Source organism: Jannaschia pohangensis, from assembly GCF_900113875.1.
Lineage (GTDB): Bacteria > Pseudomonadota > Alphaproteobacteria > Rhodobacterales > Rhodobacteraceae > Jannaschia > Jannaschia pohangensis.
In genome coordinates this window covers 209,439-221,738 of record NZ_FORA01000002.1, presented here as the reverse complement: position 1 = coordinate 221,738, position 12,300 = coordinate 209,439, and the positions used below count along the sequence as shown (strand labels likewise).

At 69.1% G+C, this 12,300-nt stretch carries 9 protein-coding genes and 1 riboswitch; of the genes, 3 read left to right on the top strand and 6 right to left on the bottom strand.

Translation table 11 applies throughout. The features are described 5' to 3' along the window. Window positions 1–63 precede the first annotated feature (63 nt). The 3 genes from BM002_RS08050 to cobN form a co-directional block, all read right to left on the bottom strand. Window positions 64–429: a SpoIIAA family protein gene (locus BM002_RS08050; protein ID WP_092779317.1), complete on the bottom strand. Its 366-nt coding sequence runs from the start codon at window positions 427–429 to the stop codon at window positions 64–66. A gap of 96 nt (window positions 430–525) precedes the next feature. Then, on the bottom strand, window positions 526–846 hold the full coding sequence (locus BM002_RS08045) for a hypothetical protein (RefSeq protein WP_092779315.1): 321 nt from the start codon (window positions 844–846) through the stop codon (window positions 526–528). Next, window positions 843–4,502 carry a cobaltochelatase subunit CobN gene (gene cobN / locus BM002_RS08040; RefSeq protein WP_092779313.1) on the bottom strand — a complete coding sequence of 1,220 codons (3,660 nt, stop codon included), beginning with the start codon at window positions 4,500–4,502 and terminating at the stop codon, window positions 843–845. Before cobN ends, BM002_RS08045 begins: the two co-directional genes overlap by 4 nt. Window positions 4,503–4,581: 79 nt before the next feature. Between cobN and BM002_RS08035 the strand changes: the two genes are divergently transcribed. Continuing rightward, window positions 4,582–5,493 carry a pseudouridine-5'-phosphate glycosidase gene (locus BM002_RS08035; protein ID WP_092779311.1) on the top strand — a complete coding sequence of 304 codons (912 nt, stop codon included), beginning with the start codon at window positions 4,582–4,584 and terminating at the stop codon, window positions 5,491–5,493. A 3-nt stretch (window positions 5,494–5,496) separates the two neighbouring features. On the opposite strand, the gene BM002_RS08030 is transcribed toward BM002_RS08035, so the two are convergent. The 3 genes from BM002_RS08030 to BM002_RS08020 form a co-directional block, all read right to left on the bottom strand. Next, a complete protein-coding gene (locus BM002_RS08030) occupies window positions 5,497–5,952 on the bottom strand; it encodes a GNAT family N-acetyltransferase (protein WP_092779309.1) in 456 nt (151 codons plus the stop codon). Further along, entirely contained in the window at window positions 5,949–7,031 is a 1,083-nt protein-coding gene (cobW, locus tag BM002_RS08025) for a cobalamin biosynthesis protein CobW (protein WP_092779307.1), read from the bottom strand. The genes BM002_RS08030 and cobW overlap by 4 nt, the downstream gene beginning before the upstream one ends. A gap of 72 nt (window positions 7,032–7,103) precedes the next feature. Beyond that, entirely contained in the window at window positions 7,104–7,748 is a 645-nt protein-coding gene (locus BM002_RS08020; protein ID WP_092780485.1) for a HupE/UreJ family protein, read from the bottom strand. Window positions 7,749–7,860: 112 nt separating this feature from the next. Continuing rightward, window positions 7,861–8,078, bottom strand: a riboswitch (cobalamin riboswitch). Window positions 8,079–8,240: 162 nt separating this feature from the next. On the opposite strand from BM002_RS08020, the gene smc reads away from it, so the two are divergent. Both smc and BM002_RS08010 read left to right on the top strand, forming a co-directional pair. Then, complete coding sequence (gene smc / locus BM002_RS08015) at window positions 8,241–11,702, top strand: chromosome segregation protein SMC (RefSeq protein ID WP_092780482.1); 3,462 nt, start codon at window positions 8,241–8,243, stop codon at window positions 11,700–11,702. Window positions 11,703–11,787: 85 nt separating this feature from the next. After that, window positions 11,788–12,255, top strand: a complete 468-nt coding sequence (locus BM002_RS08010; RefSeq protein ID WP_175484838.1) for a YbjN domain-containing protein — start codon at window positions 11,788–11,790, stop codon at window positions 12,253–12,255. Window positions 12,256–12,300 lie beyond the last annotated feature (45 nt).

Here is a 12,300-nt window from a genome sequence, read left to right as displayed (position 1 = left end):
CAACGGGTCAAGTCCGGGCGCGTCCCGGCGGAGGGGGTTCAATGGACCGGACCGCGCTCCTCCTTAGGCCGCCAGCCACTTTTCCGCCTTCGCCTCGTCCGCCATCTCGAAGCTCCTGATCTCGAGACCGGGGAACAGCGCCCCCTCGACCGACGCCGCCGTTCGCAACCACGCGGAATCGGTCAACACGGCGCATTTGTCGAATTTGCCCAGAAGGCCGAAGAGCTTGGGAAGGCGCGCCATTTCGACCCCGATGGCCGCAAGGGTCGGAAGGGAGAAATCGGAAATCCGATAAAGCATCCGCCCGGCCCGCACGTCCTCGGAGTCGGCGATCAGCTTGTCCAGACCGACACGCATGGCGTCGGCATCCAGACTGCCGCTCAGCTCGATGTCGACCCGGTTGTCGGATATCTTGGCGATTTTCAGCATGGTGAGATCTCCTGTTTTGCCCCCGCAGTCTGACAAATCACGGAGGTCGCGTCGCTGATTTCGATCAAGGGACCTGGCTGGCGATCGTCTGCCCTGTCAGGTCGCGAAACGGGCGCGCAGGATGGGGGTCAGACGGGTGACCAGCTCCGGCTGCATGAAGGAATAGCGGTCGGGAATCCCGAGGTTGACGATGGTCTTTCGGGCCGACAGATCGGGGAAGAGGGTCTTCAGACGCTTGGCCTGCCGCGCCTCCATCACCAGGATGATATCGGCCCAGTCCACCGCGTCGTGGTCAATGGCAACATCGGCATCGTGCGAGAGGCCCGCATAGTCCGTCTCGACCCATTGGCGCGCGATCTCGGCCGCCGTCGGGCTGCGCATCCGGGCCTTGCCGCAGATGAAGAGCGCCCGCGTCATGCCCGCGCGAAACGGTCGATCAGCGCTCGCGCGGAATTGGAGCGGGGCTGCCAGAGGCCCCGGTCGATGGCTTCGCGCAGGCGGTCGGCGATGTCGGCCAGGGCCGGTGCGTTGGCCTCGGCGATGAAGTCGCGAGTGTCGTCGTCTTCCAGAATGGCGGCGTGGACCAGATCGAAGTGGTGGTCGCGAACCGCCCCCGTCGTCGCGGCGAAGGCGAACAGATAGTCGACCGTCGCGGCGATTTCGAAGGCGCCCTTGTAGCCGTGGCGTTTGACGCCCGCGATCCACTTCGGGTTCACCACGCGAGAGCGGACAACGCGGCCGATTTCCTCCTCCAGCGTGCGGATGACGGGGCGTTCGGGGCGCGAATGATCGTTGTGATAGACCGGGCGCTTGCGGCCCTGGAGCATCTGGACCGCCGCAGCGGCCCCGCCCTCGAACTGGTAGTAGTCGTCGGAATCGAGGAGGTCGTGCTCGCGGTTGTCCTGATTCTGGACGATGGCCTCGACCTGGCCCAGGCGTTGGCGCAACCCGTCATGGTCTGCGGTGCCTTCGCCCGCGCCATAGGCATAGCCGCCCCATTCGACATAGGCGCGGCCCAGGTCGGCGGCATCGGCCCAGAGACGTTCGTCGATCATCGCCTGAAGGCCCGCACCGTAAGCGCCCGGTTTCGATCCGAAGACCCGCGCGGCCCCTTCGCCCGCGCGGAACCTTGCGGCGGCGGGGTTGTCTTCTTCGGTTTCGTCAAGGGCCTGCACGGCGCGGGCGGCGGCATCGACGAGGGCCATCTGCTGCGGGAAGGCATCCCGGAAGAACCCTGACACGCGCAGGGTGACGTCCACGCGGGGGCGGCCCAGGGCGGTGGCGGGGATGATCTCGAACCCGGTGACGCGGCGATTTGCGGTGTCCCATCGGGGTTTCACACCCATCAGGGCGAGGGCCTGTGCGATGTCGTCGCCGCCGGTGCGCATGTTCGCCGTGCCCCAGGCGGTGACGAGCATGGCGCGGGGCCAATCGCCGTGGTCCTGAAGATGGCGCTCGATCAGCAGGTTGGCGCTCTTCCAGCCGAGCTTCCAGGCGGTCGGCGTCGGCACCGCACGGCTGTCGACGGAGAAGAAGTTCCGCCCGGTCGGCAGCACATCCGGTCGACCCCGCGTGGGCGCGCCGGAGGGCGCAGGGGCGACGAATTGCCCTGCGAGGGCGGTGAGGAGGCCCTTTTCTTCTGCCGGGCCGCAGGAGACGAGGGTCTGGCGCAGGGTCGTCGCCTCTTCCAGCGTGGCCGCTGTCATCGGCCCGGGCGCGTCGGCATCCCCCCGCAGAAGGCGGGACGAGAAGTGTTCGATCCGCTCCACCGTGTCGCCATTGGTCCGCCAGGGGGTCTCGCCCGCGAGGAGGTCGGGGCGCGGGCCGTCCCAGGGCTTGGCCATGTCGCAATCGAGCGGGTCGAGGTCGAGCCCGAGATCGGCGGCGATGGCGCGCGGCAGGCTGGCCCCTTCGCCGCGCGGCAGGCGCATCAGGGCCTGGAGCAGGTCGTCCTGAAGCCGTCCCTCGGGCGACTGACCGAAGATGTGCAGCCCGTCGCGGATCTGCGCCTCCTTCAGGTCGCAGAGATAGGCGTCGAGCCTGGCCAGATCGTCCGACCCGTCCATGCCTGCATCGATGTCGAGACCGGTGACGCGGGCGAGGCTGAGAATCTCCGAGCGCAGCAGATCGATCCGGCGCGGATCGACATTGGCGGCTTCGTAGTATTCATCCACCAGCGCTTCGAGGTCGCGCAGCGGGCCGTAGGTTTCCGCGCGGGTGAGCGGCGGCGTCAGATGGTCGATGATGACGGCCTGCGCGCGGCGCTTGGCCTGCGTGCCCTCGCCCGGATCGTTGACGATGAAGGGATAGACGTGGGGCAGGGGCCCGAGGGCGATTTCCGGCCAGTCGTCGGTCCCGAGCGCAATCGCGCGTCCCGGCAGCCATTCGAGATTGCCGTGCTTGCCCATGTGCACGATCGCATCCGATTGCGCCCGCAGCCACGCGTAGAAGGCGAGGTAGTTGTGCGGCGGCACAAGGTCGGGGGAGTGATAGCTGTCGGTCGGATCGACGTTGTAGCCTCGCGCCGGTTGCAGCGCCACGCAGACCTTGCCGAAGCGGTGGATCGACAGGGCGAAGCCTGCGCCGGTGGTACCGTCCTGGTCGAGTATTTGGGAAGCAGAGAAGAAGGGGTCGTCTTCCGCAGGGCCCCATCGGTCCTCGATCTGTTGGCGGGCCTTGAGGGGCAGTTTGGCGTAGAAGGTCTTGTAGTCGGCGAGGGGGAGCGCCTCCCCGCCCGTCCGCTCGGCCCTGTCGGTGAGCCAGTTCGTGGGTCCGGCAAGGAGTTGCGCCATCAGGGCCGCGCTGTCCGAGGGCGGTGTCGCATCGTAGCCCGCATCGGCCAGCAGGCGCAGGACGTGGACGGTCGCGGCAGGTGTGTCGAGGCCCACGCCATTGGCCAGCCGCCCGTCCCGGTTCGGGTAATTTGCCAGCACAAGTGCGACGCGCCGGTCCGGGGGAGGCGTTCGGCGCAGGTGGCACCACCGCGCCATCAGCTCCGCGACGAAGGTGATCCGGTCGCCCGCCGCTTTCCACGTGGCGATCGGGCATTGGGTGGCCGCGTCGAAGAACGCCTCGCCCTTGAAGCCGATGGCCCGGGTCAGTACGCGGCCATCGAGTTCCGGCAGGGCCACGTTCATGGCGATGTCGCGCGCCGAAAGCCCGGTCAGCCCGCCTTCCCACGCCTGCTCGGTGCCGCCCGATAGGACCGCCTGGAAGACCGGGGCGCGGTTGGCGAAGGGGGCGGCGAGGGGGTTGGTCCCGGCATCGCCGACGGCGAAGCTGGTCAGGTTCATGATGGCGTCCGGCGGCGTCGCGGTGAAGAGGGTTTCGAGCGTGGCGCGCGACACCGGGTCCTTGAGCGAGGCGACAAAGATCGGCATCGGGTTCAATCCCGCCCGCAGCAGCGACTTGACCAGCCGGTTGACCGGGTTCAGCCCTGCCCCTTGCAAGAGGGCGCGGTAGAAGATGATGGGGACGACCGACGCCCCCTCCGTCCAGTTCGCGGCCAGCCTGTCGTGCGTCGCCTCGGTCATGCCAGGCCAATAGAGCCCCGCGCGCAGCAGCGGCCGCGCCGGGGCGGGGCGGGGGCCTGCGTCGATCATCGCCTTTGCATGGGCCAGGAAGGTCGTGGCATTTGCCGGGCCGCCCTCGACCAGACAGGACCAGAGCGCGTCGTAGTCGTCGGCGGCGACGGTCGACAGCTCGCGCAGCTCTGCGTCGGGCTTGTCGTCGCCGGGAAGGGCCGCGAAGGGCACGCCGGCCTCGTGCAAACGGGCGGCATATTGCTCGAGCCCATAGGTCCAATAGCCGCGCCCGCCCAGAATGCGCGCCACCACCAGCCGGGATTTCGTGGCACAGGCGTCGAGGTGCAGATCGACCGACATCGGGTGGCGCAGATGCATCAGGTTCGCCAGCCGCAGGTCCGGCGCAGCCGACATCGTGGCCCGCGCCTCGGACAGGGCGGCGAGTTCGGTGTCGGCGGCGCTGATGACGATCAGGTCGCCCGGGGTCTGGCCCAGGTCGACCGGTTCGCCGTCGTCGATGGCCCCGGGTTGCGCGGCGAGAAGGTGCATCGGTGATCTCCCTGTCGGACGGGGGTTTGCGGGACGGCGCAGATGGGTGCAAGAGGGGCGGCAGCAAAGGAGGCCCGCGATGCAGGTTCACAAAAGCGACGAAGTGGCGGCGGCCCTGTCCGGCGGGCGGGCGGTCGTGGCACTGGAGAGCACGATCATCAGCCACGGGATGCCCTGGCCGCAGAACGCCGAAGTGGCCTTGCAGGTCGAGGCGGCGGTGCGGGACGAAGGTGCGGTGCCCGCGACGGTTGCCGTGATCGACGGGCGGCTTTGCGCGGGTCTGGGGCCCGCCCAGGTGGAGCGGCTTGGGCAGGACAAGGGGGTGATCAAGGCGGCGTCGCGGGACCTCGCGGCCTGCGTGATCAAGGGGCTGACGGCGGGGACGACGGTGTCGGCCACCATGCGGATCGCCGCGCTGGCCGGGATCGACGTCTTCGCCACCGGCGGCATCGGCGGCGTCCACCGGGGCGACGGGATGGACGTCAGCGCCGACCTGACGGAACTGGCCGCGACCGAGGTTCTGGTGGTCTGCGCGGGCGTCAAGTCGATCCTCGATATTCCCCGCACGCTCGAGATGCTGGAGACGTTGCGGGTGCCGGTCGTGACCTTCGGCGCGGATGAGTTTCCCGCGTTCTATACCCCGCATTCGGGCGTGATCGCGGGCGAGCGGCTGGACGACCCGGCCCATGTCGCGGCGATGCTGGCGGCCAACCGGGCGCTTGGCATGGGGACCGGGATGCTGGTCGCGAACCCCATTCCGGCGGCGGATGCGCTGGACGCGGCGCGGATCGGCGCGACCATCGATGCAGCGCTGGCGCAGGCCGACGCCGAGGGGGTGCGGGGCAAGGACGTGACGCCCTTCCTTCTGGGTCGACTGAATGCGGTGACCGAGGGCGAGGCGCTGGCCGCGAATATCGCGCTGGTCCTGAACAACGCCCGCCTTGCGGCCCGGATCGCCGTGGCGGGGGCGCAGAAAGCCGTCTGGGTCTGAACGTCAGGCTTCGGCCGACCGTTCGAAGAACAGGCTGGCCGGGCTTTCGACATAGGCACCGAAGGGGCCGCAGGGCGTGAACCCGTGGCGGGCATAGAGGCGGTGTGCCGCGTCCAGCCCCGTGCCGGTTTCAAGCTTCATCGCCACCCGGCCTTCGGCTGCGGCGGCCCGGATGAGGGTTTGCACGATGGCATCCGCCACGCCCCGTCCGCGGGCGGCGGGGTCGGTGAACATGGATTTCACCTCGGCATAATCATCGTGCAGGGCGATGGCCCCGATGCCCAGGGTGCGGTCGCCTTCGGTCGCGGCGAAGAACCGGATATGCGGCGCGCAAAGCCGGTCGATGTCGAGGAAGTGGCATTCGTCAGGCGTGAACATCGACTGCATCAGGGCGTGGGACTGCGCCAGCAGGGCGGCGCACTCCGGATCTGCGGGGTCGGCGGGCGCGACCAGGATCATGCTGCTGCGGGCTGCGCCACGAGGTCCGCCGTGATCGCCGCGCGGTCGAGACCCGCCTGACCGATGACCACCAACCGGGTGCCCCGCGCATCGCCGCCAAGAGCGCGGTCGAAGTAATGGTCCACCCGGGGGCCCACGGCCTGCACCGTCAGCCGCATCGGCTTGCCTACGACACTGGCGAACCCCTTCAGCCGCAGGATGCCGTGACGGCGGATCACCTCGGAAATGCGGGCGGCAAATGCGGCGGGATCGGTCACCTCGGGTGCCTCGACGACGAAGCTTTCGAAGGCGTCGTGGCCGTGGTCGTGGTGGTGATGATCGTCGTCATGGTCGTCGTCGTCATCGTGGTGGTGATGGTGGTGGTGCACTTCGTGGCGGGCGGCGATGTCGTCTTCGGCCCCTTGGCCGCGCCCCAGAAGGACATCGACCGGCAGGGCACCCATGGCGGCGGGGACGACCTGCACACCCGCACGGGCCTCGCCCCTCAGACGATCGACCAGCGGTGCCGTGCCATCGCCCAGAAGGTCGGATTTGTTGACCACGATCATGTCGGCGCAGGCCACCTGATCGGCGTAAAGCTCCGACAGGGGTGTCTCGTGGTCCAGCCCGTCGTCGGCGGCGCGCTGTGCGTCCACGGCTGCGACATCGGCGGCGAAGGTGCCCGCCGCCACCGCGGGGCCGTCCAGAACCGTGATCACCCCGTCCACGGTGACCCGCGTCTTGAGGCCCGGCCAGTTGAACGCCCGCACGAGGGGTTGCGGCAGGGCCAGGCCGCTCGTCTCGATCACGATGTGGTCGGGGGGTGTGTCGCGGGCCAGAAGCGCCTCCATCGTCGGGATGAAATCGTCGGCCACGGTGCAGCAGATGCAGCCATTCGACAGCTCGACCACGTCATCGTCCGAACAGGCCTCGATCCCGCAGCCCTTGAGGATGCCGCCGTCGACGCCGAGATCCCCGAATTCGTTGATGATGAGCGCGATGTGCCGACCGCCCGCGTTTTCCAGCATGTGCCGGATCAGGGTGGTCTTGCCGGCCCCGAGGAAGCCGGTGACGATGGTGGCGGGGATCTTGGCGTGCATGGGGACCTCGGGGCAGACGGGCAAAGAAAAGACCGCCGCACCGGGGCGCGGCGGTCGGATATCGGAACGGGGTCAGCCGACCAGAACGGCGACCAGCGGCCCCTCGACCAACTCGAGGCCGAGGAACAGGCCGACGCCCATCACCATGGCCCCGACCAGGCGGGCGTTCACCGAAGAGGCCTCGGTCGCGCGCAGCAGGCCGCGCGTGGCGAACCCGGCGGCCAGCGCCAGCGCGTATTGCACGGCCGCCAGGCCGATGAGGTAGCCCGCGAAGACCGCGCCGCCGACGCCGCCTTCCTGACCGGCCACGCTGGCCCCGAAGGCCGAGCCGTGGAACAGCCCGAAGACCGCGAAGAGCGCCAGCATCGGCATCAGCGACAGGCTGCGCCCCGAGGCGACGAGGCCGCCGACCACAAGAAGGGAGGCGACGATGACGATTTCGGCCGCAGGCAACGCCACGCCCGCCGTCATCAGGGCGCAGCCGACCAGCATCGCGGCGACATAGGCCAGCGGGGCGGTGAAGCGCTGCGACGTGAAGGCGGCGGCGACGCCCATGGCGGCCACGAAGAACAGATGGTCGAAGCCCAGAACCGGGTGGCCGACGCCCGACAGCAGGCCATGGGCGAAGGTTTCCATCGGCAGCCCGCCCAGGGGGTGGTGCGCCAGGGCCGGTGTCGCGGCGCTCAGCGCGAGGCCAAGAGTGAGAAGTCTTTTCATCGTTGCGGTCCCCTTCGGGTCTTTGCTGAAGGGGGGTCGTGTCGGGGCCATTGCACATCATGCACCCCGTTCACGGAACACCCCGTCCGTTAACGTATTGCGCGACCCAATCGAGGGATCACGGTGCAGGGCTGGTCTCCTGGCTTGCGGGTCGAAGCTTGGTGCCGCCTTCCCGGGGGTCGTCCCAGTGGCCCTTGGCACCGCGCTCACCGCTTACAGTCGCGGGGGCGGCTCTGGCATCGGACCCCTGCTTGGGTCGCCCTCACCAAATTCCCATTTCATTCCCTTGGCGCTTGGGCGCATCGGGAAACCTTGCTCCGCCTTGATGCGCCCCGGGCCGGGAACGGTCAAGCGCGTTTGCGTCGTGTTTGACGCCGGGCGCGACCCATGTTCTGGCGGGGATGATCTATATGTTGTGGATAACCCCGCCGGTTTGGATAAATCCAGCGGGCCGCGCTTGACCCGACCGCCGGGGACGGGATGATCGGGGCCATGCGTTTCACCCGCCTCCGACTCAATGGGTTCAAGAGTTTCGTCGACCCGACGGATCTGATCATCACCGATGGCCTGACCGGGGTCGTCGGACCCAATGGCTGCGGCAAGTCCAATCTGCTGGAGGCGCTCCGGTGGGTCATGGGCGAGAACCGACCGACGGCCATGCGCGGCGGCGGGATGGAAGATGTGATCTTTGCGGGTGCCGCCAGCCGTCCGGCCCGCAACTTCGCCGAGGTCACGCTGGCGCTCGACAATGCCGACCGGACAGCGCCCGCGGCCTTTAACGACAGCGACGGGCTGGATGTGGTGCGGCGGATCACGCGGGACGCGGGCTCCGCCTACCGGCTGAACGGCAAGGAGGTGCGGGCGCGCGATGTGCAGATGCTGTTCGCCGACGCCTCGACCGGGGCGCACAGCCCGGCGTTGGTGCGGCAGGGCCAGATTTCCGAGCTGATCAACGCCAAGCCCCAGAACCGCCGCCGCATCCTCGAGGAAGCGGCGGGGATTTCCGGCCTCTATCAGCGGCGCCACGAGGCGGAACTGAAGCTGAACGGGGCCGAGGTGAACCTGGCGCGGGTCGATGACGTGATCGAGCAGCTTGCGACGCAGCTCGCCTCGCTCGCCCGGCAGGCACGTCAGGCACAGCGCTACCGCGAGATCGGCGAGCAGTTGCGCGCCGCCGAGGGGCTGCTGCTCTATCGGCGCTGGCGCGAGGCTGAGGAGGCGCGCGCCGCCGCCGACGCCACCCTGCGGACCCGTCTGACCGACGCGGCGGGGGCCGAACGGCTGGCCGTGCAGGCGGACGAGGCCCGCAAGAGGGCCGAGGAGGCCATGCCCCCCCTGCGCGAGGAAGAGGCGGTGGCCGGTGCCGTCCTGCAACGCCTGTCCGTCCAACGCGACACCCTGACCGAGCGGGAGGCGCAGGCCCGCACCACCATCGAGACGCTGGAATCGCGCATTGCACAGCTGATCTCCGATGCGGACCGCGAAACCACCCTGAACACCGATGCCGGGGAAACCATCGACCGGCTCGTCTGGGAGCAGACGCAGCTGGCCAAGGCGACCGAGGGTCAGGACGACGCTCTGGCCGCCGCCCAGAAGGACGCGCAGGAGGCCGCCAGCCTGCTGGCCACGCGCGAGGAAGAGCTGTCGACCCTGACCGAGGATCTGGCCCGTCTGTCCGCGCGTCACCAGTCGGTCACGCGCATGGCCGAGGATGCCGCCAAGCGCCTGTCGCGGGTCGAGGCCCAGGGCGAGGAGGCCCGGGCCCAGGCCGATGCCGCCCGCCGCACCGAAGGCCAGGCCGCCGCCGATGCCACCCGGGCCGCCGCCGATCAGGCGCGCGCGCAGGATGCCGCCGCCGCCGCCGAAGTCGCCCTCACCGAGGCCGAGGCGGCGCGCGAGGCCGCGCAGGAGGCCGAGGGGTTGGCACGCACCGAACGGGCCGAGGCCGAAGGTGTGGCCGGAACCCTCGGGGCCGAGGCCAGCGCGCTTGCCAACCTCCTGAACCGCGACACGGGCGAGGGGGAGCCGCTGCTCGACCGTCTGAAGGTCGCACCGGGGTTCGAAGCGGCGCTTGGTGCGGCTTACGGCGACGACCTGCGCGCCTCCGAGGTGCCGGTCGGCGACGCGGACGAGACCGGCTGGACGACCCTGCCGCCCTATGACCGCCCCCAGGCCCTGCCCGACGGGATCGACCCGCTCGCCCCCCATGTGGATGCGCCCGAAGTGATGGGACGGCGGTTGCACCAGATCGGCCTCGTCACCCCTGAAGAGGCGGCGCAGATGCAGCCGCGCCTCTTGCCCGGGCAGGTCCTCGTGTCGCAGGCAGGCGATCTGTGGAGGTGGGACGGCTACCGTGCTTCGGCCGAAGCCGCGCCCTCGGCGGCGGCCCTGCGATTGCAGCAGGTGAACCGGCTGGCCAGCCTGCGTCAGGACCTGGAGGAGGCACAGCAGCGCGCCGAGGGTACCCGCGCGGCCCATGAGGCGCTTGTCGCGACCCTGACCCGCAGGCGCGAGGCCGAGGCCAAGGCCCGTGAGGCGCGCCGCGACGCCGACCGGGCCCTGACCGATGCGGGCCGCAAACTGGCGCAGGCCGAGGGTGCGCGCGGGATGGCCGCCTCCCGGTTGGAAACCGCCCAGATGGCCGTCGCCCGGTTCGAGGCCGAGATGCTGGAAGCCCGCGAAGCGCAGCGCGAGGCCGAGGCGGCGCGCCGCGATCTGGCTCCGCTCGACGGGGCGCGGGGGGCACTGGAGACGATCCGCACGACCGTGGAGGCCAGCCGGATGGCGATGATGGCCAGGCGGGCGCAGGCGGACGAACTCAAACGCGAGGCGCAGGCCCGGGTGCGCCGGACGCAGGAGGTGACCAAGGAGCTGTCGGGCTGGCGCCTTCGTCTGGGGCAGGCGGACAAGCGGCTGGCCGAACTGACGGAACGGCGCACCGCCAGCGAGGCAGAGCTGAAGGCCGCGCGGACCGTGCCCGACGACCTGGCCCGTCAGCGCGCGGACCTCAACGCCGACATCGGCAGGGCCGAGACGCGCCGGGCCGCTGCTGCCGATGCGCTGGCGACCGCCGAGACGGCGCTGCGCGACGCCCTGCAAGCTGCCCGCGATGCCGAACGCGCGGCCGGCGAGGCGCGCGAGGCCCGCGCTCGGGCCGAGGCGCGGCTGGATGCGGCCCGTGAAACCGTTGCTTACGCCGAGGAGCGGATCGCCGAAGCGCTCGACTGCACGCCCGCGGACCTGCTGGACGCGCTCGACACGGACCCCGAGACCCTGCCGCCGGTCGAGACGATCGAGACCAAGGTGAATGCCTTGAAACGCCAGCGCGATGCCTTGGGCGCCGTGAACCTGCGGGCCGAGGAGGACGCCAGGGAGGTGCAGGAGGAACACGACCTTCTGGCCGCCGAAAAGACCGATCTGGAGCAGGCCATCGCCGAATTGCGCGCCGGAATCGCGACCCTGAACAAGGAGGGGCGTCAGCGCCTGCTCGACGCCTTCGACACGGTGAACACCAACTTCGGCACCCTGTTCAAACACCTGTTCCAGGGTGGCGAGGCTCGGCTGGAACTGGTCGAGAGCGATGATCCGCTGGAGGCCGGTCTGGAGATCATGTGCCAGCCGCCGGGCAAGAAACTTGCCACGCTGTCGCTGCTGTCGGGCGGGGAACAGACGCTCACGGCGCTGGCCCTGATCTTTGCCGTCTTCCTGGCGAACCCCGCGCCGATCTGCGTTCTGGACGAGGTCGATGCGCCGCTGGACGATGCCAACGTGACGCGCTTCTGCGACATGCTCGACGAGATGACGCGCCGCACCGAGACGCGCTTCCTCATCATCACGCACCACGCCGTCACCATGGCCCGGATGGACCGCCTGTTCGGGGTGACGATGGTGGAGCAAGGGGTCAGCCAACTGGTGTCCGTCGACCTGAAAAAGGCCGAAGCACTGGTAGCCTGACGCCTGGCCTGTTCCCGGGCCATCCTCCTTGACCTCAATGTTATCGTCGGGTCAGCTTGGCAGGACGACAGGAGGTATTGAGTCCATGAAGAAACTTTTGACCGTGCTCGCCACAGTTGCACCGATCGCCACCCCGGTCTTCGCGCAGAACATGATCTCCGCCAGCGACCCCGAAGGCGTGATGCGCGCGATGCAGCAGGTCGGCTATCTGGCCACGATGGGGGTCGACGACCTTGGGGACCCGAAGATCAGCTCCAAGGTCTCGGAGTCGAATTTCTCGGTCTACTTCTATGGCTGCAACAATGGAACCGAATGCACCTCGATCCAGTTTTCATCGGGATACGATCTCGAAGTCCCGATGAACGCCAAGCGGATCAACGACTGGAACCGCGAAAACCGGTTTGCGCGTGCCTTCGTGGATGATACGGGTGACCCCTTCATCCGGATGGATATCGTGATGGCGCCGCCGGGTGTTTCGGTGGAGAGCCTGGAGTTCGACCTCGATTTCTGGCGCATCCTGGTCGAGGATTTCGAGGATTTCATAGACTGGTAAGCCGGTCGCAACAAAAGCGGGGCCGCATGCGGTTAGAGATCGAAG

Excerpts from the sequence above, each read along its gene's own strand:
- BM002_RS08035 (WP_092779311.1), top strand. The coding sequence starts at position 4,582 with ATGCAGGTTCACAAAAGCGACGAAGTGGCGGCGGCCCTGTCCGGCGGG.
- BM002_RS08020 (WP_092780485.1), bottom strand. The coding sequence starts at position 7,748 with ATGAAAAGACTTCTCACTCTTGGCCTCGCGCTGAGCGCCGCGACACCG.
- BM002_RS08045 (WP_092779315.1), bottom strand. The coding sequence starts at position 846 with ATGACGCGGGCGCTCTTCATCTGCGGCAAGGCCCGGATGCGCAGCCCG.
- BM002_RS08030 (WP_092779309.1), bottom strand. The coding sequence starts at position 5,952 with ATGATCCTGGTCGCGCCCGCCGACCCCGCAGATCCGGAGTGCGCCGCC.
- cobW (WP_092779307.1), bottom strand. The coding sequence starts at position 7,031 with ATGCACGCCAAGATCCCCGCCACCATCGTCACCGGCTTCCTCGGGGCC.
- BM002_RS08050 (WP_092779317.1), bottom strand. The coding sequence starts at position 429 with ATGCTGAAAATCGCCAAGATATCCGACAACCGGGTCGACATCGAGCTG.
- BM002_RS08010 (WP_175484838.1), top strand. The coding sequence starts at position 11,788 with ATGAAGAAACTTTTGACCGTGCTCGCCACAGTTGCACCGATCGCCACC.
- smc (WP_092780482.1), top strand. The coding sequence starts at position 8,241 with ATGCGTTTCACCCGCCTCCGACTCAATGGGTTCAAGAGTTTCGTCGAC.
- cobN (WP_092779313.1), bottom strand. The coding sequence starts at position 4,502 with ATGCACCTTCTCGCCGCGCAACCCGGGGCCATCGACGACGGCGAACCG.